Source organism: Klebsiella sp. K47, from assembly GCF_051858335.1.
Lineage (GTDB): Bacteria > Pseudomonadota > Gammaproteobacteria > Enterobacterales > Enterobacteriaceae > Klebsiella > Klebsiella pneumoniae.
On sequence record NZ_JBPYUI010000004.1, the window covers coordinates 59,369 to 80,962 of the forward strand.

The 21,594-nt window shown below is 60.7% G+C and carries 14 protein-coding genes; 4 read left to right on the top strand and 10 right to left on the bottom strand.

What is annotated here, in order from left to right:
* The first annotated feature begins 15 nt into the window (after positions 1 to 15).
* On the top strand, positions 16 to 945 hold the full coding sequence (locus RRF55_RS04965; RefSeq protein ID WP_032415784.1) for a sugar kinase: 930 nt from the start codon (positions 16 to 18) through the stop codon (positions 943 to 945).
* Positions 946 to 999: 54 nt separating this feature from the next.
* Here the strand turns inward: RRF55_RS04965 and RRF55_RS04970 are convergent, their stop codons facing one another.
* The 9 genes from RRF55_RS04970 to bcsR all read right to left on the bottom strand — a co-directional run bounded on the left by RRF55_RS04970 (position 1,000) and on the right by bcsR (position 16,890).
* Positions 1,000 to 2,502: a M16 family metallopeptidase gene (locus RRF55_RS04970; RefSeq protein WP_002921436.1), complete on the bottom strand. Its 1,503-nt coding sequence runs from the start codon at positions 2,500 to 2,502 to the stop codon at positions 1,000 to 1,002.
* A 219-nt stretch (positions 2,503 to 2,721) separates the two neighbouring features.
* Positions 2,722 to 4,008, bottom strand: a complete 1,287-nt coding sequence (locus RRF55_RS04975) for a dicarboxylate/amino acid:cation symporter (protein WP_002921438.1) — start codon at positions 4,006 to 4,008, stop codon at positions 2,722 to 2,724.
* Between the two features lie 156 nt (positions 4,009 to 4,164).
* The gene (gene hmsP / locus RRF55_RS04980; protein WP_032415786.1) at positions 4,165 to 6,171 is read right to left on the bottom strand and encodes a biofilm formation regulator HmsP; all 2,007 of its coding nucleotides are present in this window, start codon (positions 6,169 to 6,171) and stop codon (positions 4,165 to 4,167) included.
* A gap of 242 nt (positions 6,172 to 6,413) precedes the next feature.
* Complete coding sequence (bcsC, locus tag RRF55_RS04985) at positions 6,414 to 9,893, bottom strand: cellulose synthase complex outer membrane protein BcsC (RefSeq protein ID WP_032415787.1); 3,480 nt, start codon at positions 9,891 to 9,893, stop codon at positions 6,414 to 6,416.
* Positions 9,875 to 10,984, bottom strand: a complete 1,110-nt coding sequence (gene bcsZ / locus RRF55_RS04990) for a cellulose synthase complex periplasmic endoglucanase BcsZ (RefSeq protein ID WP_004151431.1) — start codon at positions 10,982 to 10,984, stop codon at positions 9,875 to 9,877. The genes bcsC and bcsZ overlap by 19 nt, the downstream gene beginning before the upstream one ends.
* Before the next feature lie 3 nt (positions 10,985 to 10,987).
* Positions 10,988 to 13,333: a cellulose biosynthesis cyclic di-GMP-binding regulatory protein BcsB gene (gene bcsB, locus RRF55_RS04995; RefSeq protein WP_004194769.1), complete on the bottom strand. Its 2,346-nt coding sequence runs from the start codon at positions 13,331 to 13,333 to the stop codon at positions 10,988 to 10,990.
* Positions 13,334 to 13,343: 10 nt separating this feature from the next.
* Positions 13,344 to 15,962: a UDP-forming cellulose synthase catalytic subunit gene (bcsA, locus tag RRF55_RS05000; RefSeq protein WP_002921508.1), complete on the bottom strand. Its 2,619-nt coding sequence runs from the start codon at positions 15,960 to 15,962 to the stop codon at positions 13,344 to 13,346.
* Positions 15,959 to 16,690 carry a cellulose biosynthesis protein BcsQ gene (bcsQ, locus tag RRF55_RS05005; RefSeq protein ID WP_048333157.1) on the bottom strand — a complete coding sequence of 244 codons (732 nt, stop codon included), beginning with the start codon at positions 16,688 to 16,690 and terminating at the stop codon, positions 15,959 to 15,961. The genes bcsA and bcsQ overlap by 4 nt, the downstream gene beginning before the upstream one ends.
* An 11-nt stretch (positions 16,691 to 16,701) precedes the next feature.
* Positions 16,702 to 16,890, bottom strand: a complete 189-nt coding sequence (gene bcsR, locus RRF55_RS05010) for a cellulose biosynthesis protein BcsR (RefSeq protein WP_002921513.1) — start codon at positions 16,888 to 16,890, stop codon at positions 16,702 to 16,704.
* A gap of 168 nt (positions 16,891 to 17,058) precedes the next feature.
* Here bcsR and bcsE point away from each other — a divergent pair, with 168 nt between their 5' ends.
* The 3 genes from bcsE to bcsG are packed head-to-tail and all read left to right on the top strand — an operon-like array spanning position 17,059 to position 20,485.
* Positions 17,059 to 18,612 (top strand): cellulose biosynthesis protein BcsE, encoded by a 1,554-nt coding sequence (gene bcsE / locus RRF55_RS05015; protein ID WP_032415790.1) that lies wholly within the window; start codon positions 17,059 to 17,061, stop codon positions 18,610 to 18,612.
* On the top strand, positions 18,612 to 18,809 hold the full coding sequence (gene bcsF, locus RRF55_RS05020; RefSeq protein ID WP_002921518.1) for a cellulose biosynthesis protein BcsF: 198 nt from the start codon (positions 18,612 to 18,614) through the stop codon (positions 18,807 to 18,809). Before bcsE ends, bcsF begins: the two co-directional genes overlap by 1 nt.
* Positions 18,806 to 20,485 carry a cellulose biosynthesis protein BcsG gene (gene bcsG, locus RRF55_RS05025; protein ID WP_004173944.1) on the top strand — a complete coding sequence of 560 codons (1,680 nt, stop codon included), beginning with the start codon at positions 18,806 to 18,808 and terminating at the stop codon, positions 20,483 to 20,485. The genes bcsF and bcsG overlap by 4 nt, the downstream gene beginning before the upstream one ends.
* Before the next feature lie 107 nt (positions 20,486 to 20,592).
* On the opposite strand, the gene RRF55_RS05030 is transcribed toward bcsG, so the two are convergent.
* Positions 20,593 to 21,594 carry a glycosyl hydrolase family 8 gene (locus RRF55_RS05030; protein WP_439419098.1) on the bottom strand — a complete coding sequence of 334 codons (1,002 nt, stop codon included), beginning with the start codon at positions 21,592 to 21,594 and terminating at the stop codon, positions 20,593 to 20,595.

Below are 21,594 nucleotides of genomic sequence, written 5' to 3' on the forward strand. Positions count from 1 at the left end.
TTGCAGGTTCTGGCTATGTCTAAAAAAATTGCCGTTATTGGCGAATGCATGATTGAGCTGTCAGAGAAAAACGGGGCCGTTAACCGCGGCTTTGGCGGCGATACCTTAAACACCTCGGTCTATATCGCGCGGCAGACGGATGCCAGCGCATTGAGCGTCCACTACGTCACCGCCCTGGGAACCGATGCGTTCAGCCAGCAGATGCTCGACAGCTGGCAACAGGAAAACGTCAACACCGATCTTATCCAGCGGATGGCCGACCGCCTGCCGGGGCTGTATTACATTGAAACCGATGACACCGGCGAGCGCACCTTCTACTACTGGCGCAACGAGGCGGCGGCAAAGTTCTGGCTGGAGAGCGATCGCGCGGCGGCGATTTGCGAAGAGCTGGCCACTTTCGACTATCTCTATCTGAGCGGCATCAGTCTCGCCATTCTCAGCCCGGCCAGCCGCGACAAGCTGTTCACGCTGCTGCGTGAGTGCCGCGCCAACGGCGGCAAGGTGATCTTCGACAACAACTATCGTCCGCGCCTGTGGGCCAGCCAGGCGGAAACGCAGCAGGTCTATCAGGAGATGCTCGCCTGCACCGATATCGCGTTTCTGACCCTCGATGATGAAGACGCGCTGTGGGGAGAAAAACCGGTTGCTGAGGTGATCGCCCGCACCCACGCCGCCGGCGTGGAAGAGGTGGTGGTGAAGCGCGGCGCGGAAGCCTGCCTGGTCTCGGTTAGCGGGCAACCGCTGCGGGAAGTGCCGGCCGTCAGGCTGGTCAAAGAGAAGGTGGTGGATACCACCGCCGCCGGAGACTCCTTCAGCGCCGGCTACCTGGCCGTTCGCCTGACCGGCGGCGATGCCGAATCCGCCGCCAGACGCGGACACCTGACCGCCAGCACGGTGATCCAGTATCGCGGGGCGATCATCCCGCGGGAAGCGATGCCGCAGTAATTCTCCGCACAAAGCGCTCTCCGGCCGCCGCTGGCGCGTCGGAGAGGCGTTAGGTTACTGCCCCGGCGGGATGTCGCTGGCCTCGCTGTGGGCGTCAACCGTATCGGCGCTGCCGCTAGCCGCCGTGGCCGCCGGATTCGGCGCCATCAGTTTTTCCCAGGTGGCCTGCAGCTCCTTCATATTGTATTCCGGTTCGCCCTTCGGCTGTTGCAGCACCAGCGCCATGTCCTGCGAGAGCTGCTGGCGCAGATACTGGTTCAGCATGTCCACCGTCAGGGAGTTGAGGAACTCCTGACGCAGCTTCTGGTACTGCTCCGGCGCGATGTCCACCACCTGATTCTGCAGGGAGCGCATGCGCTGGCTCATCAGAATGTCGGTGTCAGTGCGCGCATAGGTGGCAAACAGCTTCTGCAGCTCGAGGCTTTTCTGAGCGATAAGCGCGTCAAACTCCTCCTGAGGCAGCCCGTTGTCCCGCACTTTCGCCAGCTCGCGCGAAACCACGCTCAGGTTGTTGTTCAGGCGCTCGCCCGGGGAATCGATGTTGATGGCGCACTGCGCGCGCTGATATAGCACCCGGCAGTCAAAGCCAAGGCCAATATCCTTCACGTTATTTTTGCTCAGACTCTGCTGCACGTGCCAGAACAGCGCTTCACGGGCGAGATCGTCACGCCAGTAGCGCTGCAGCGCCGCGGAGTCGCGGATCGGCTGCCATGGCGCATCCCACATGATGGACAGTTTGTCCTGACGCACCGCGTTGGTCATGATGCTGACCGGCACGGTAGGCAGCGGCGATAAGGTCGGCACCGCTGCGGGGGTTTCCCGCTTGCCCTTCAGATCGCCAAAGGTCTTATTGATTTGCTCGGCAACGCTGCGGCTGTCGACATTCCCCACCACGATCAGCGTCATGGCGTCGGGGGTGTACCATTTTTGATAAAAGTCTTTCAGCTGAGCCACGTCGATCGGCTGCTTCAGCGGCGCGGCGGGGTCATGGCCCAGCATGGTGGACCCTTTCAGGCGATAGCGCCACCAACCCTCTTTGGTATCCAGTGGCCAGGTCGCCACCATGTCGCTGCCCTGCAGCGCATGATTGATCGATTCAGGCGTAATGGCCAGTTTACCGCTGGCGTCCGCCAGCCAGCTCAGCGCCTCTTTCAACAGATCGTTGCGGTTATTGGGCAGGCTGAGATTAAACATCGTGTAATCGTAGGAGACGATGGCCGGCGGCAGAGGACGCTTCGGGTCAATACTCTGCTGCCATAAAGAGCGCGCCTGCATCGTCGGCAGGCTGCCGCTTTGCGTCAACGCCAGGCGGGGAATAAAGCGGCTGAAACCGCTCTGCTGAGTGCTTTCGCTCAGCGAGCCAATATTGACGGACAAACGGACTTCGATACGGTCGCTGGGACGTTGCGGCGTGGCCAATACCTGCCACGACAAACCATTCGCTAAGGTCCCTTGTTGCCAGGCCGGATCAGGCTGGAGCGCTTCTGCCTGCACATAACCGGCCGCCGCTACCATCAGCAAACCGCCCGTTAAGAGTTTAATTGTTGTGCCCTGCATGTGAACCCCTGATGAACATTCCTGGTTACAACAGCACCCCACTGACGGGCTGCCGAAAAAAGTGAGAGTGAAATACGTCGGTTAGACCACACGGAGACGAAAATGTCGCATGACAACGTAAAATAATCATTTCGTGTCATTCCCACCGGGCGGGAATGACCTCTAATTATGCGCAGGAGGCCGTACTCCAGCAAGGGAGTACGGGCCTAAGAGGAGGATTTAAGAGGATAATTCGTGCGTTTTGTTCGCCGGAACACGGTTATTCAGAACGTCATCCATCTGTTTGGCATCCAGTTCTTTCACCCATTTCGCCACCACCACCGTGGCAACGCCGTTACCCACCAGGTTAGTCAGCGCGCGGGCTTCGGACATAAAGCGGTCGATACCGAGGATCAGCGCCAGACCAGCCACCGGTAAATGACCGACGGCCGAGATGGTCGCCGCCAGCACGATGAAGCCGCTGCCGGTCACCCCTGCCGCCCCTTTCGAGGAGAGCAACAGCACCACCAGCAGGGTGATCTGATGGAAGATATCCATATGGCTGTTGGTCGCCTGGGCGATAAAGACTGCGGCCATCGTCAGATAGATAGAGGTGCCATCGAGGTTGAACGAATAGCCGGTCGGGATCACCAGGCCTACCACCGATTTACGGCAGCCCAGCTTCTCCATCTTGTCGAGCATTCTCGGCAGCGCCGATTCTGATGAGGAGGTCCCCAGCACAATCAGCAGCTCTTCCCGGATATAGCGGATAAATTTGAAGATGCTGAAGCCGGTGGCCCGGGCGATGCTCCCCAGCACCACCACCACGAACAGGATACAAGTGATATAGAAGCAGATGATCAGCTGCCCCAGCTGCACCAGGGTGCCGACGCCATATTTACCGATGGTAAAGGCCATGGCTCCGAAGGCGCCGATCGGCGCCAGGCGCATGATCATATTGATAATGCCGAAGATAACCTGGGAGAAGCTTTCAATGACGTTGAAAATCAGCTGGCCCTTGCTGCCCAGACGGTGCAGGGCAAAACCAAACAGGACGGCGAACAGCAGAACCTGCAGAATGTTGCCGCTGGCGAAGGCGCCAATGACGCTGCCCGGGATCACATCCAGTAAAAAGGCCACTACCCCTTGATCTTTAGCCTGCTCAGCGTACACCGCCACCGCTTTCGCATCGAGCGTCGACGGGTCGACGTTCATCCCGGCGCCAGGCTGCACCACGTTGACGATAATCAGACCGATAATCAGCGCGATGGTGCTGACCACTTCGAAATAGAGCAGCGCCACCGCCCCGGTACGGCCGACGGCTTTCATGCTTTCCATCCCGGCGATCCCCGTCACGACGGTACAGAAGATAACCGGAGCAATCACCATTTTAATCAGCTTAACGAAGGCGTCGCCGAAGGGTTTCATTTGCGCGCCCAGTTCCGGGTAAAAATGGCCCAGCAGAATACCGATCGCTATGGCCGTCAGCACCTGGACATAGAGGCTTTTAAAGATAGAGGTTTTCATAGGGTGTCCTTTGGGAATAACCACAGAGCAAGAAGGGATATTTGACGTCTGTGGCTTAAAAATAACACCCTGGAAACATTTCAGAAATAACTAACGCTGAAAGTGCAACGCAATTGTTAAAATCTTTGAGCTGACTCGCACAAGTCAACAAAACATTTACAAATTTTCATCCTCCCGGGCCGGGGAGAGATAGCGCGCGCTGAATGCCTCCTGCGGCAAAGCGCAACCGAACAGATGGCCCTGGAGCACCTCGACGCCGGCGGCTTGCAACCAGCGGCGCTGGGCGTCGTTCTCCACCCCTTCCGCCACGATACGCAGCGACAGGCCGCGCGCGAGCTGGATCATCGCCGGCACCATGCTGACATCCTCCGGCAGCATATCGATGAATACTTTATCGATTTTCAGAATATCCACCGGCAGAGCTTTCATCTGCTGCAGCTGGTGCAACCCGGCATAACCCATGCCAAAATCATCCAGCGCAATCTGCACCCCGGCCTCGCGCAGCGGGCGCAACCGGGCCATCACATCCTGCGGATCGTCCATCCGGCAGCTCTCCGTCACCTCGAGGATGAGGGTGCCCGGGGCGATGCGGTAGCGGGCGATCAGCTTCAGCATCTCCTCGCCGCGGTCATGCTCCAGCAGCTGGAGCAGCGAAACATTGACCGACAGCGGCAGCATAATCCCCTGGCTTTGCCAGGCCGCCAGCTGGCGGCAGGCCTCTTCCATCACCCAGTAGCCGACCGGGATAATCAGCCCGCAGGACTCAATGCGCTCAATCAGCGACGGCGGTAGCGACCAGCTGCCATCCGCCTGCCGCTGGCGCAGCAGTACCTCGGCGCCGCAGATCTCGCCGCTGGCGCAGGCCACCTGCGGCTGCAGCCAGATCGCGAACTGCTGGTTATCGAGCGCGGTCATAATGTCGTGCTCTTCCATCAGGCGGCGCTGAGCCTTTTCCATCTGCTCGGGATCGAAGAATTCGATCTGGTTTTTGCCTTTACGTCGTGCGGTGACGGCGGCCGACACCGCGCGCCGGTAAAACTGCTCGGCGCTGAGCCCGGCGTGGAACATGGCGATCCCGACGCTGGCGTAGGGGCGCAGCTGCAGCCCATGCAGCGGTAAACGTTCATTAATAATAGTGAGCACTTGCTTACTTAACGTTACCGCCTGCCACGGTTCGGCGAGGCCATCGGCGAGAATCGCGAAGTCATACCCGCTCACCTGAGCCAGCACCATCTGCGGCGGGATCGCGGCCCGCAGCTTCTCCACCAGCGTCAGGAGCAGCATTTCGCGCTGACTCTCCTTGAGGACCCCGGCGGCGTCCTGCAGGGTTTCACAGGCGACGACGATCAGCGCGGCGCTCTGCGGGCGGGCCACCGTCTGCTCCAGCATCGCCAGCAAAAAGGCTTTATTCGGCAGCTCGGAGACCGGGAAGCGGGTCGACTGGATGGACAGCTCATCATGCTGGCGGACCAGGCTCTGCTGGTTGCGGTTATAGCTACGCACCAGCATACCGATCTCGTCGTCATGGTGCAGGCGCGGGAGGGTCAGCTGATGGCCAAGACGCTCCTGCTGGGAGAGATCGTTCAGCTCGCGGGCGATACGCCGCAGAGGGCGAACCATCAGCCGGTTGATGCACCAGGTGAGCGCCACCGTCAGCATCAGCACCAGAAGCAAGTAAGCAGTCACTAACGTAGCAAGGGCGCTCATGACGAATTTATACATGCGATAGGAGTCGGCCTGCAGCACCAGATAGGCCAGCGGCTGCGGGTTGGCCGGCCGCTCCAGCGAATAAATGGGCAGCGAAATCTGCACCGGCAGCTCAAACAGCCGGGTGACGGTTACCGGCACCGGCCGCTCGGGGATAAATCGCATCCGCAGCGCCTGGAACTGGTTCGGCAATACCACATCCGCCCGGCTGACGATGCCAGCAGGCTGGATACGGCTTAAAATGGCTTCCGCTTCCGGAATATCGGCTTTCAGAATAGCCGCAGACAGCGGTTCGCGAACGGATCGCGCGATACTTTCTAACTGCGTGGCCGTGGTAAAGCGACTCTGTTGCACAAAGTGAAACAGCAAAATAGTACAAAAAACCAATACAAAGGCCATGGACACGCTCGCGACCATCGCCATCTGTTTGATTGTAAGTGAACGGCTGACGCGCAACGGTGTTCTCCACTGATACTGAATACATACCCGGTATCAATCCTTCAATCCCGGTCGTTTCAGGCTGATTATATACTTAAATCCTTCGCCCACGCCCGCGAGGGATGAAGTGACGGGATATTTCCGCGCGGTGGCGCGGACGCCGGGATACATCCCCGACGGCCAACGGTGGGCAACGCCTCACGAGTATACGCGAAGCGCGTCGCGGAGTGGCGCTCTGTAACGTAATTCAGCCTATTCTGCTACCAGTCGGCGTAGGGCACCAGCGGCTGGGGCGGCATATCCAGATCCCCCTGCCAGCCGGCCGCCGAGTAGCGGACGTAAAGCAGCGCATGGCTCGGGGTGTAATCCTTCGCCTGCTGAATATCGACCGCGGCGCCGACGAACCAGTTACTGGTCACCCGCCGCTCCACCAGCGCTCTGGCGGTGTAACCGAATCCATGGCTGCTGCTCCCCTCCTCCGTCAGCTCGCTGGCGCGCTGCCGGTAGTCGGACGGGATCAGGTTCAGCAGCGGATAGCGGGCTTGCGTCTGGGTGCGCGAATGGGACCATGACACCGACCCGCCGAGCTCCCAGGACCAGTTCTCGGTGCGCTGACGCCAGGTCACCGGCACGGCGAACGAGAGATACTCCTGTGGGCTGTAATAGCCGCCCTGGCCGAGGGTGTAGCCGCTGAGATCTTTGTCGTAGTGCCAGATCATATTGTTGAGGCCGACGGTGACGCGACGATTATTCTCGTTGATGACCTTGTAGTAGTACCCGGTCATCCAGCGCACGCGCCAGTTATCCGCCACGTTTTTACCGGTCAGCGAGTCGGCGCCCAGCGAGGACCAGATGCCGTGAGCCTCCCCGCGATCGTAGCTCAGGCTCAGGCCGCCGCCGTCGGCGCGGACGCCGCCCCAGGTGGCGCCGGTATGGCTGCTGCTGTCCTTCTGCCCGCCAAAGGAGAGCAGCGAGCTGGAGATAGGCCGCCGGTGGACGTTGACCGTGTACCCCACCGGCCCGACGTCGCTGCTGTAGCTCAGCCCCCCCACCACATCGACGACATTGAAGCCCATCGGCGTGGTGCCGATATCCCCGCTCCAGGTGTCATTCTTCCAGCCGACCGCCACGCTGGCCCCGCTGTCGGTCTGATTTTTACTGCCGCTGGTACAGGCGATCTCCCCGCAGGTGCCCCAGCTGGGCGAGTAGCTCCCGTCGCTGTGGGTGGAAAAGCTGCCGGCATCCATATTGACCAGGTCGGTGCGGAAGAACATCCGGCCATCCGCCAGCGGAGCATCCACCTGCAGCATGGTGGTATGCGCCTTCAGGTCGGAATAGCCGCCGGTGCCGCTGGAACCCCAGAAGTCATGTTCCAGGGTGACGTTCAGATCCTGCTGACGATAAAGGTCGGCGGCATCGCTGCGGATCCCACGCTTCAGCCAGTCATCATGGCTGTCGTTGCGCGTCAGCCGCGTAAAAGTATCGTTATCCTGCGGCTGCGCGGGGGTAATGCCGGAGGCCACCATCGCTTCCCGGTAGTGCGTCAGCGCCTGCTGCGGCGCCCCGCTCTGGGTGGCAAAGCGCGCGGCATCGCGCAGCACCAGCGCGCTCTCCATCGAGGGCGGCTGCGCCTTCGCCTGCGGCACAATCTGATTAAAAATCCGTTGCGCGTCAGCGGTATCGCCAAGGCCAGCTCGCGCCAGCGCCACCCGCCGCTGCATGTTCATGGATTCGGTCTCTGCGCCTTTCAGCTGCATGACCTGCGCCCGGGCGGCCGGTTTATCGCCCTCGGCCAGGTAGACTTCCGCAAGGCCGAGGCGCGCATCGCCGTTGTCGGCCTCCTGACGCAGCACCCGCTGATAGTTGGCAATCGCCGTCTGGCTGTCGCCGCGCTGCTGCGCCCAGTCGGCCAGCGTCAGATCATAGCGCACCGAGGCGGGCTGCCGTTTGATGAGGGCGATCGCCCCCGCTTCGTCGCCGCTGTCGCGCAGCTGGTTGGCCTGGCGCAGCACCCGGTCGCTTTGCAGGCGCGCTTCGAGTTCACGAATGTTATCCGTCCACGCGCTGCGCGGCAGAGCGGCGATTTGCGCCAGAGCCAGATCGTCCTGGTCGTTCCCCGACAGGTAGAGTCCCGAGGCGTAGACCCGTTCGGCGTCCTGCGGCTGGCGGTTGACCATCGTCCGCATCAGCGCGTCGGCCTCCTGGCGTTCGCCGGCGCTGACCAGATCCCGCGCCAGACGGTAGGTTATCCAGACGCTGTCCGGATCCAGCGCCAGGCGCCGACGCTGAACTTCCGCCGCCTGCGCCCAGTTGCCCTGGCTCTCCAGAGCCTGCGCCTGTTTCTCCAGCCGGTCGTTAGTCAGGCTGCGCTCAATATCATCGATACTGCGCCGCTGAGCGGGAGGGAGGCCGGCGATCCAGGCGCTGGCTTTCTCCGGCGATTCGGCGCGATAGAGGTTGGCCAGGCCGCGCACCGCCAGGTTATTGCCGCGATCCAGGCGCAACGCCTGCTGGTAATAGCGCTCCGCCGCCGCCGCCTCTTTGCGCGCCGCCGCGACGTCCCCCAGCCCCAGCACGGCATAGCTGTCGGTGCGATCGACCCGCTGCGCCTGGGCATAATAGTTCTGCGCCTGCGAAAGCTGGCCGGCTTTCAGGGCGTTATCCCCCTGCTTTATCAGCAGCCAGTAGCGGTTAGTTTGCAGCAGGCTGTCCCACTTGCCGCGGTTCGGGCTGTCAGGGTCCATGGCAATCGCTTTACTGAGCTGCGCCACTGCCCGCGCGCGGTCGCCGCGCTGGGAATAGGCCTGGCCGAGAGCGCCCACCGCGTCGCTGTCGCGGCTGTCGGCCTGAACGGCTTTCTGCAGATCCGCGACCGCCTGCGTGGTATTCCCGGACTTGACCGCCGCCAGCCCTTCCGAGCGGGCGCGGAAAGTCGGATCCTGCAGCTGCGCCTGCTGTTGGTCGAGCAGAACGCGGGCGTTCGCCGCCACCGAGCCGGTGGGAAACTGCAGAAGAAATTGCTGCAACGCCTGCACGCTGGCCTTACTCACCGGCATGCTTTTCACCTCACTGAACCACATATCGGCGGCGATACCGCGTCCCGAGGCCGATCGGGCCATCTCCGCCAGATAGGCGAACCCCTCCTGCGGTTTGTTATCGGCGAACATCTGCTTCGCCAGCGAAGTCAGCAGGCTGACGTTGCCCGGCGCGCTGGCGTTCAGTTTTTTCAACTGGCTGACGCCTTCGCTATGGCGGGCCGGCAGGCGCGCCACCAGCGTCCAGTATTCAATGGCGACGTCAACGTCATCCGGCACCCCGCCGTACAGTTTTTCATAGGCGGCGATGGCTTCATCGACCTTCCCGGCCACGCCCAGCAGTCGCGCCTGCTGCAGCGCCTGGCGGCCCTCGCCGGTGTTGCTTTTCATCTCATTGCGCGACGCCTTCAGCTCCGGGGAGTCCGGCGCCAGCTTCGTCAGTCGTTCCAGCTCTTTTTGCGCCCCGGCGGCATCCCCCTGACGCAGCAGATAGCGCATTCGCGCGGCAATCAGCTCCGGGTTGTTGGGATCAATCAGCTCCAGACGGTACAGCGACTGGCGCACCAGGTCTTCACGATTGCTGGCCTCGCCGAGGCGCACCTGCTCCAGCAGATGCTCCTGGGCAGGCGTCGTCGCCGCCTGCGCTAACGGCAGCAGCGCAACGCCGAGGGACAGCGTGAGTAAACTTAGTGAGAGCTTGCGCATTCCTGGTTCCAGTCAGGTTGTAATTCGCCACTCGCCGTGAAACGAAAACGGTGTTGATCCCAACCCTGGCCGAACAGCGTCAGAACTGCGCTGTAGTAGGCATCCGCGCCGGGATAGTTATCGGCGACGCGCTGGCGTTGCACCGACCGGGCCTCGTCGTCCTGTAAAAACGGCAGCATTGCCGCGGAGAAGCCCACTGGCCCCTGACCGCTGGTTTTGCCGGTGGCGATATTCACTTTCTCCGGCGGCACCCCCTGCTCCGTGGTCTGCGCCGCCATCGGCGCGAAGCGTTGCAGCAAACGCGCTTTCTGCTTATCGCCATCATGGAGCATGCCCACCCACAGGTAGACGCGAATCGCGTCATAGCTGCCGATCGGCGGCTTTTCGGTTTTCAGCTGCCAGCCTTTCCCTTTCTCATAGCGCACCCAGTCCGGGGTAAAGCCTTTCGGCGCGGTCTCCAGCAGCAGGCGCAGGTTACTGTCGCGCAGAGCGGGCCACGGCGCGCCAAAACGCACAAAGTAGGTGGCCAGCTGCGGCGGAAGATAGCTGGGGTTAAACCGCCAGCCGCTGTCATCGGCAAAACCGACTTTTCCCGGCAGCAGCATCGTGCCGAGGCCCGGTACCGCCACCGTCTCTTCAGCGACAATCCGCGCCAGCAGGGCTTTACCGGTCTCGGTGTACTGCGGCTGCTGCCACAGGCGGCCCGCCTCCAGCAGCGCCCAGGCTATCCACAGATCCGAGTCGGACGCCGAGTTGCTGTCCAGCAGGGTCCACTGCTCATCGTCCTTTTTGCCCCACAGCCAGCCCGGCAGATGTTGTTTCAGATCGCCTTCCGCCAGGTTGTTCTGCGTCCAGGTCAGCAGTTTGTCGAACCCTGCGCGATCGTTGGCCGCCAGGGCGAAAAACAGGCCATAGCTCTGTCCTTCCGAGGTGGAGATTTTGCGCGCATCGCTGGGGTCAATCACCCGTCCCTCGGGGCTGACGTACGCTTGTTTAAACTGCTCCCAGGCGGGCCACTGGCAGGCGGCGCCCACCTGGCCCGCCGCCAGCAGCAGCGCCGAGAGCACCGCGCCACAAAGTACTTTCATCATGGTTTACTCATCATCCAGGCTAAGACGGCGGCGGCTGATGATGCGCAGCATGCGCCACAGCACCCATGCCAGCAGCACAATGCTGATGGCGGCGAAGATCGCCAGCAGTATCGGGTGGTTAGAGAGCGCGAACCAGATGCGCTCGAACCAGGGCAGATGACCCACGTAGTAAATATCCCCCACCCGCAGACTGTTGACGCCGGATTCGCGGATCACCGCCACCGAGCCAAACATCGCTGCCCGCTTACCGCTGTCGTTGAGGGCGTTGGTCAGCAGTTCATTACCGCGCGGGCTGTCGGCCAGCAGGGCCACCACGCTGCGCTGATCGTTATACGGCGACTGGAAGCCAATCACCGCCGCCATCGGCCCGGAAGAGGTAATGTCGGTGCGGGTATTGGGCGTGCGGGCCTCATCGTCGGGATAAATGCTCGCCAGGTCATAGTGGCGCATCGGCATTTTCACCCAGCTTTTGGTCGCCTCGACCAGCAGGTTGATTTTGGTGTCGTCCTTGAGCGACGACGGGATCGCGCCGATCAGCAGCAGATCCGCGTCTTTATTCTTGATCTGGTTGCCATCGTCGGTCATCTGCAGATTAATCGCCGCCAGACCGGTCTGCGAGCCGATGCCCCCCAGCGCCTGCAGCAGCGTCGCCACCTGGCCCTGGGTCGGCGCCTTCGGCACCACCACCAGCGTGTCGGAGAGGTCGGCCATACGGCTGTAAGGGAAGCCCGCATTGGCGAAGACGCGCAGGTCCGGCAAGGCGATAAAGTGATAATACTTCGAGAAGTCGATGGTCGAATCGTCGCCAATCACCACATGGTTCTGCACCGGCTGGAAGGTAATACAGTTGTCGATGGAGCCGCCGGGCATCGGGTTCATATACTGGAAGTCAAAGCGCAGCTGGTTGACCGCCCCAAGACGCAGCGCGGGGATGGTGACCTCCGATTTGCCGTCCAGCAGCCCCTGCAGCACCGGCAGGCGCAGGATCAGTTTGTTCACGTCCTGGGAGCTGTTAAGGCTGAACGACTGCAGGAACTGGTCGTTGAGGCTGATATCCATCCGCGAGCTGTCCTTCACCGGCGGCATGGTGTAGCGGTATTTCAGATCCATATCGATGCCGTTGGCCCGCAGCAGATAGAGATCCGGCGGCAGGTTAAGCGCCACGGTGATGGCATCCGGCACCAGGCCGCTGGACTGCAGCTGTTGCTCATAGGTTTTCAGCTCAGCGAAGGTGACCGAGCGGTCGGTGCGCACCCAGTTCGGCGCGTCGTAAGGCTGACGCGGCTGCAGGGTTTTGATGCCGTCCACGGTGACGCTGCTGCCGCGGAACAGAATATTGCCCTGAGCAATCCCCTTCGCCGCCAGCAGCAGGTCGTTATCATCGCGGCCGAAAATCACCAGCAGCTTGACGTAGGGATCGTTCGGGTTGTCGATCATTTCGATGGTCGGCGCCTTGACCGGCGGATGATCGCGCAGGAAGTCCGGACGCTTGTCGTTGGTGGCGAAGACAATGGCGTTACGATCCGGCAGTTCATTGAAATAGACCGGGAACTGCTGGCCGCGCCAGCCGGCCTTGCTGCCGAACCAGGAGGCGACTATCGCCGCCGCCTGCTGCTGGGTGACCGCTGGCGAGCCCGGGAAAATCATCGGCAGCTTCAGCGGGCGGTTATCGCGCGGATCGTAGAACGGCACCGGGAAGTGTGACAGATCGTTATTTACCTTCAGCGACTGGTAGGTGAGATCCAGATAGCTTTCGCGTCCGACGTCCAGCCACAGCGTGCTGCTGGCCGGGTTTTCGCAGACGTCGCGGTAGTGGCCGACAAACTCCAGCCGTACGCGGTTGAAGTCGGTGATGTACAGCGGGTCAATCGGCAGCTGCGCGCGGATCTTTTTCCCCAGCTGCTCTTTAGTGACGGGCAGGACGCCCATCAGCTCATCGTTAAGATAGACCTTCAACTGCGACTGCACGGGCAGCAGCGAGGGCGATGGGGTGTATTCCAGATTGAGCAGCGCGTTGGCGACCAGCTCATCGCTGCGCATGCCGAATTCGACCGACGCGTCAGGCCGTGAGCCGCGCAGCACGATGCTGCCGGGCGGCGGCGCGATGGTGGCAAAGCTCAGCTTCACCTCCCGCTGCGGCACGTTCTCGGCCACCGCCGCCGGAGCGGTCGGTTCGGCGAGGGTCGCCGTCGGCTCGCCCACCACGATCGGCGCAGCCGGGGTCGCGGCCTGCGGCTGAACGCCAGGGGCAGCGTTCGCCACCGCGGCCGGCGCCGCGTAAGAGACCAGTGGATACCAGCTGCACATGCCCACCGCTACTGCACACATCCAGGAAAGTTTTCTTTTCATCGCATTATCATCATTGTTGAGCCATTGCCGGGTCTGCGGAGAGCGTCGGCGCGGCGCGTTCAGGGCGTCGGGGTACAAACGACGCTATCCAGGCCACCAGCGAAGTGAGCGCGCGAAAAACCACCTTCACCGACGGCGGCGAAAACTCCGCCAGGTGACGATAGCCACGAAAGCCCAGCTTGAGGATATCCAGCAGGCTTTCCATCGGCTTATCTTCCGGGAAGCTATCCTGCCAAAGCGCCCACGTATCAGCGCGGGCAAACGTACACTGCACAAAATCGATATGCTGCTGGTTGGTTAACGGCAGCAGCTGGAGCCCCACTTCGCTGCCGTTGACCCGCGCGACCCTGACCGGGAAGGCATACTCCTGCTGTCCCCGTTTGAGCAGCAGCCTGGCGTTCTGGCCTTCCAGCACCTGCGCGTCGCCGTTAATTTTGATCCCCAGTCCGCCGTCGGAATAGTCGTGGACGGTGCAGGAGAACAGGTGGCCATCTTCGCGGGCGATAGCCGCCGGCATGCTCATTTCGACACGGTGCGAACGGCGAACCTGCTTGCTTTCAACCGAGACCGCCACCGCGCCGCCAAGAATAATCAGGTTGTAGAATACCCAGACAATACTCACCCAGACGGTGAGGATTTCATTTTCCGGGCCGTACATGAAGCGCCAGATCCCCACCGCGACGCCGACCAGATTGAGCAGCACCAGGTAGATATAGGGCCGGGAGATCACCCAGTCGACATACTCCTCTTCCACCAGCCCGCCCTTCGCGGTGACGTTGAACTTGCCTTTATGCGGGTTGATCAGCGCCACAAAAGTGGGCGGCGCGATATACCAGGCCAGCACCGTCTCGTAAATTTCACTCCAGAACGAATGGCGATATTTGCCCTGAATCTTCGAGTTGGTCAGGCTGGCGTGGATCATGTGCGGCAACACGAATAGCGCGATCATCAGCGCTGGCGCATAAATGATATAGGCATGGAGCAGCAAAAAGGCCAGCGGCGCCGTGAGGAAGATGAGGCGCGGAATACCGGAGAGAAAGTGAAGCATGGCGTTGGCGTAGCAGACGCGCTGCACCAGCTTCAGGCCTTTGCCAAACAGCGGATTATCGAGGCGGAATATCTGCACCATCCCGCGCGCCCAGCGGATGCGCTGGCCGATATGCGCGGATAAACTCTCCGTCGCCAGCCCCGCCGCCTGCGGAATACGCATATAGGCGGAGGTATATCCCCGCCGGTGCAGACGCAGCGAGGTGTGGGCATCTTCGGTCACCGTTTCGACGGCTATCCCGCCAATTTCATCCAGCGGGCCGCGGCGGATAACGGCGCAGGAGCCGCAGAAGAAGGTGGCGTCCCACATGTCGTTCCCGTCCTGCACCAGGCCGTAGAATAGCGTCCCTTCGTTCGGCGTTTTGCGAAAACGACCAAGGTTGCGCTCAAAGGGATCGGGCGAGAAGAAGTGGTGCGGGGTCTGCATCATCGCCAGCTCTTTCTCTTTCAGGAACCAGCCCATGGTCATCTGCAGAAACGAGCGCGTCGGCACATGGTCGCAGTCAAAGATCGAGACGAACTCCCCTTTGGCATATTTCAGCGCATTATTGATGTTGCCGGCCTTGGCGTGTTCGTGGCTGGTGCGGGCGATATAGTGCACCCCAACATCTTTGGCAAACTGGCGAAACGCTTCCCGTCCGCCGTCGTCGAGGATCCAGATGTTCAGCTTGTCCTTCGGCCAGTCGATACCCTGCGAGGCGTAAATGGTGTTTTTCACCACGTTGAGATCTTCGTTATAGGTGGGGACGAAGATGTCCACAGTTGGCCACAAATCCATGTCCTCCGGCAGCGGCACCGGCTGGCGATTCAGCGGCCAGACCACCTGGAAGTAGCCCAGCACCAGCACCACCCAGGCGTAGGTCTCTGCGAACAGCAGAATGATCCCGCACACCAGACTTACCGGGTCGTTCCAGTTCAGCGTCGAGGTATAGCGCCACCAGATATAGCGGCACGACACCGTCAGCGACAGCACGATCAGCATCAGCGCCGAGAAACGGCCCGGGATGCGTCGCACCAGCAGCGCCACGCCCCACAGCAGCATCAGGAAGATAAACTGCGACAGCGGGTTAAAGGGCTGCGTAATACACATCAGCGCCAGCACCAGCGAGCAGAAGGTCACCCCCCCAAGGATCGCCCGGCGCAGTTTAGGATTGAGGTGTGCCAGCTCTTTCTGTTTATCCAGATGGCCGGTCCGGGCGTTCATCTGCTCAGGCAATTTTTCCAGCCACTGCGTATAGCGACCGTGCACCCCTTCCAGCGCCGCCAGCGAACGCCAGTTGACCTTTTTCTCCGGCTCCGGCACGCGCGTCGTCAGTAACCACAGGGATTGCAGCAGGTAGCGCAGCGGATCCAGCGGACGCGGGCGATGCGGATTTATGTGGGGAAAATAGGTTTCATGGCGGGCCAGAATCGCCTGCCAGCGCGGCGTCTCCAGCGGCATCAGCGCCCAGACCAGCGACGCCCACAGACAGCCAAGCGACGCCGACAGCCACGAAGCGCCGTGCTGCCGATAGTCATCATAGCGCGCACGCAGCCGCTCCCCCACCGGCGGGGCCAGCAGCAGCGTACTGAGGCGGATCATGCCGCTCTCCCGGCGGAATAGTGGATCAGGCACCAGTTCGCCAGGGTCAGCACCTCTTCCGCCGCCAGCGAATCCTGACGATACTCCCCAAGAGGTTGTTTCGCCGCCAGGCACTCGGCCATCGCCTCGTCGCGGTGAATCGTCACCGGCAGGATGCGCGGCTGGCTCTCCAGCCACAGCTGGTAGAGATCTTCCTGCAGCTGGCTGCCGACCCGCAGATCGTTAATCAGAATATCGCCGTTGGCCGGGAGGGGCTGCTGGTGTAGACGGATATGGCTATTGGCGTCGGGATGAACCACCACCAGCGAGCGATCGCAAAGCGTCAGCAGCTCGCGAGTCAACGGCGAATAACCCGCCGGCAGATCCAGCAGCAGCCAGCGGTACTGGCCCTGTAGCTGCTGTACTGCCTCCTCTATCGCCCCCAGGGTGGGCTGCAGCTGGTCGACATTTTCTCTTTCGCCGGCGCTGAGCTGGCCAAACGGCAGCAGATCGATATGCTGCGTATAGCGCAAGCCCGCGTCACGCCAGTCCCGGCCGTCGAGCAGCGCCCGCGCCCAGCCGTCCTGATGATGGATATCGGTATTAAAGAAAAAGCGCAGCATATTATCCGGGCTGGCGTCGATCGCCAGCACGCTTTCACCGAGCAATTGCAGGGCCCAGGCGAGTGCAGCCGTAATGGACGTGACGCCAGTTCCCCCGCGCACGCCCTGTAATCCCAGAATAGCCATCTCCGGCTTCCTTATTTTTTCTCTGCAAACTCTGCCAGCAGCGGCCAGCGCTTCAGCGCCGCGTTCAGCTGTTCGCGCCTGGAAATATCATGATAATCAATATCCGGCAGGGAAAATGCCCGGCTAAGCGCCAGAAAATCATTTTGAAAGGTGTACCCCAGCGTGGCGTCCGTGGGTACCGCAGGATCTTTTGCTGGCATATCTCTGTCCGTTCGAAATTTATTATTAAACCAGAGGACGTATACAGCTCATCCTTAAAAGCAGGTGTACATGCTAAAACTGATGACCTTTAATTTCAATGTTAGGTTTACTCTGTCGGTTTCGCTAGTAAACTTATTCAGTGTCAATCAGGGCGCACGAGGGATGCCGTGGATAATGTATTTACTTTGGGTATTTCATCATTATGGGATGAAGTGTGCCATATGCCGGTCGGCGGAGTATGGTGGCTCAACGTCGACCGTTATGCCGATGCCGTCAGCCTGTTTAATCAGACGCTGGCCGCGCAGGCGAAAAACAGCCACGTTGCCGCGCTGGTTATGGGAAACAAACCCAAGGATATCATTTCCTTAGATCATACTCACGGTCCGGATAATATCGCGCTGTTCACCCTGCCGAATCGCCCGCAGGCGCTGGAGGAAATACACCGCGATTTAGTCTGCTCCCTCGAACCTGGCAATTATTTGTTTATTCTGCTATGCGCTGAAAATGCCTGGCAAAATATAAATAATGAAAAGTTATGCGCCTGGGTAGAAAAGACCAGCCGCTGGGCGCAATATCACCGTTGCGCGTTCTTAGCGATCAATTCCGCGCAGGAAATCGATCGGCAGCTGACTCCCTTATTACGTGAGTACCGCTCCCTTTCCGGACTGGCAAGTATTCGTTACCAGGGCGACCGGCATATCTTTGATATTGCCTGGTGGGGAAGCGATAAGGGTATCAGCGCCCAACAGCAGCTGATGGTGCAACATGATGACGCTGGCTGGCGATTAGCGCAGGACGCTGAAACCAGCGTGCAGCCGCGCAGCGACGAAAAAGCGATCCTCAGCCATGTGCGCGTGCTGGAAGGCGCCCCGCCGCTGTCGGAATACTGGACGCTGTTTGACACCAACGACGAGGTCTTCAACGCCGGGCGCACCGCGCAAGCGGCGACGATCCTCTTCTCCATTACCCAAAATACGCAAATTGAACAGCTGGGCCGCTATATTCATACCCTACGTCGCCAGCGCGGTACGGCGCTGAAAATCATCGTCCGTGAACAAACCCCGAGCCTGCGCGCGACCGATGAGCGGCTACTGCTCAGCAGCGGCGCCAGCCTGGTGATCCCCAGCAGCGCATCGCTCTCCCGCTGCCTGACGCTAATCGAAAGCGTACAGAACCAAAAGTTCTCCCGCCATATCCCGGAAGATTTTGCCACCCTGCTGACCTGGAGTCAGCCGTTAAAGCTGCGCGGCTACCAGAAGTGGGATGCCTTCTGCGAAGCGGTACACAACGTGATGACCAATACCCTGCTTCCACCCGACAGCAAAGGCGTGATGGTGGCCCTGCGCCCGGCGCCGGGGCTGCGCGTTGAGCAGGCGCTGACGTTATGCAAACCTAACCGGATGGGCGACATCATGACCATCGGCAATAACCGGCTGGTGCTGTTTTTGTCGTTTTGCCGGATCAATGACCTCGATACCGCGCTAAACCACATTTTCCCGCTGCCGACCGGCGATATTTTTTCTAACCGTATGGTGTGGTTTGAAGACAAGCAAATCCTCTCGGAAATCGTAATCATGCGCGGCGTCGAGCCGGCGCGCTGGAACACGCCGCTGCCTCTCTCGGTCGGTAAAAACGAGACCATTAACGCCACCCACGATGGACGCCACTGGCGACGCTACCCCGAACCACTCCGGTTAACCACCCGCGAGGAGCAAGCCTGATGATGTCTCTCGCCGATATTCTGCAACTGGTGGTGCTCTGCGCCCTGCTGTTTTTTCCGCTGGGCTACCTGACGCGCCACTATCAGCGCCGGATCCGCACGACGTTAAGACTGATGTTCTTTAAACCCCGTTACGTGAAACCGGCAGGGGTATTACGCCGGGGAACAACGGTTAAGCAAGGCAAAGCGAACAAATGACAAATAAAAAAACGACCGCGGCACCGCTTCCGCTCTGGCAGTACTGGCGCGGCCTTGGCGGCTGGAACTTCTACTTTCTGGTCAAGTTTGCCCTGCTGTGGGCCGGGTATCTCAATTTCCATCCGATGCTGAACCTGGTATTTCTCGCCTTTCTGCTGGTGCCGATCCCGCGCGAAAAGCTACACCGTATCCGCCACTGGATCGCTATTCCGCTGGGATTCGCGCTGTTCTGGCACGATACCTGGCTGCCCGGGCCAGAGTCGATTTTTAGCCAGGGGTCGCAAATCGCCGGCTTCAGCGCCAGCTATATCTGGGATCTGATTGTCCGCTTTATCAACTGGAGCATGGTTGGCGCCTTCTTTGTTTTGCTGGTGCTATGGTTGTTTATCAGCCAGTGGCTGCGCGTCACCGTGTTTGTCTCGGCAATGGTCGTCTGGCTGGCGGTCAGCCCGCTGCTGCCGGCCTTTACCCTATGGCCCTCCGGTCAGCCCACCACGGCCGCCGCCACGACCGCACAGGCCAATACCGGGGCCAACGCCGCCGCTGGCGCCGCGTCCAGCCCCGCCAACAGCGATATTCCGCCGCAGACCGAGCCGCCGACCTCAGCCAACCTGACCAACTGGCTGAACGCTTTCTATGCCGCCGAGCAGAAGCGCAAGACGCCGTTCCCGGACCAGCTGCCGGCGGATGCGCAGCCGTTTGACCTGCTGGTGATCAACATCTGCTCCCTCTCCTGGTCGGATATTGAAGCCGCCGGTCTGATGGATCATCCGCTATGGAAGCACTTTGATATTGTCTTCAAAAACTTTAACTCCGCGACCTCCTACAGCGGCCCGGCGGCGGTGCGCCTGCTGCGCGCCAGCTGCGGCCAGCTGTCGCATACTAACCTGTATCAGCCGTCCGGCGCCGATTGCTACCTGTTTGAAAACCTGGCGAAGCTCGGCTTCAACCAGCAGCTGATGCTCGGCCATAACGGTCTGTTCGGCGACTTCCTGAAAGAACTGCGTTCGCTGGGCGGCATGCAGAGTCCGCTGATGGACCAGACCGGCCTGCCGGTCAGCCTGCAGGCGTTTGACGGCTCCCCGGTGTATGAGGATCTGGCGGTCCTCAACCGCTGGCTGAAGACCGAAGAGGCCAGCAGCAATCCGCGGAACGCCACCTTCTATAACACCCTGCCGCTGCATGACGGCAACCACTTCCCGGGACAAAGCAAAACCGCAGACTACAAAGTGCGGGCGCAGAAGCTGTTTGATGACCTGGATAACTTCTTCACCGAGCTGGAGAAATCGGGGCGGAAAGTGATGGTGGTGGTGGTGCCGGAACACGGCGGCGCGCTGAAGGGCGATAAGATGCAGGTATCTGGCCTGCGCGATATTCCAAGCCCGTCGATCACTAACGTCCCGACGGCGGTGAAATTCTTCGGCATGAAGGCGCCGCATGAAGGGGCGCCGATTATCATCGATCAGCCCAGCAGTTATCTGGCGGTGTCGGAGCTGGTGGTGCGCGCCCTCGACGGCAAAATGTTCAGTGAGGACAGCGTCAACTGGCAGCAGTATGTCGCCAACCTGCCGCAGAGCGCGGCGGTGTCCGAGAACGCCAACGCCATCGTCATCCAGTATCAGGGCAAGCCTTATGTCCAGCTGAATGGCGGTAGCTGGGTGCCTTATCCGCAATAAGCGACAAGGCCGCCTATGTTGGCGGCCTTACATCGTGAGACGTTCCCATTCTACCTTCTCAGCCCGCAGGCATACGGGCGGGGAAGGCGGCAAATCAATCACCGTATTTAGCGCTGATCCTGTTTCGCCAGCCAGACCAACAGCTTGAGGCTGGCAGAGTAATAATCATCCTTGTCGTCAATCTGCGGCGCCTCCTGCGGTTCACCCAGCGTCAGATCGCGCACCGCCAGCAGGCCGCCGGCCATATACCAGGGGGCCACCTCGTTGGTGCTGACGTTGATCCACGCCGGGGTTTGCAGGCGCGGGTAACTCTGCATCCAGGCCTTCCAGGGCGCGAGCAAGGCGCTGTGCGGATCGGCCCACGAGAGATACAGCGGGATACGGATCGCATCGAAACTCATCCGCGGCGGCCACTCTTTGGCTGGCAGCATCTTGCCATCCGCCCGCAGCGCCACCCAGTCGCTGGGTAGATGTGATTTCCCCCAGCCCATTTGCCCCAGCAGCGCCTGTCCGTTGCTCTGCAATGTCCGCCAGGCGGTGAGATGCGTCCGCTCCGCGAAGGCGCGCCAGGCCGGGAAGATGAAATAGGAAGGGTTAAGGTTCAGGTGATCATTGAGGTTGAACCCTTTCACACCCGGGAGCATTACCTGGCGACCGGCGAAAGACACCACCGTAGACTTCAGCAGGGCGGCGGTGATGGCGTCAGAGGCAATCGCATAGCGCTTATCCTGCCACTGCTTTTGCGCGCGCAGCAGCGCCCAGGCGATCAGGGTATCGCCATCGGAGGCGTTGTTTTTATCGGCGATAGGGTCCGGCGCCACCGGGTTATAGCGCCAGTAAAACAGCCCGTTAGACTTGTTGCGCAGGGTGTTGTCCGTCCACTGCCACAGCTTGTCGAACGCCGGACGATCGTTATTCGCCACCGCCAGGAGCATGGCGAAGCCCTGACCTTCCGTATGCGACACATTGCCATTGGCGGTATCAATGATACGACCATCCGGCATCATAAAACGGGCCTTATAGCGCTCCCAGGCCGTATCCGCCCACGCCCTGGGCACCAGCATCACTACCGTTGTCACTATCACCGCCACTAAAGCACGCAGGGGCAT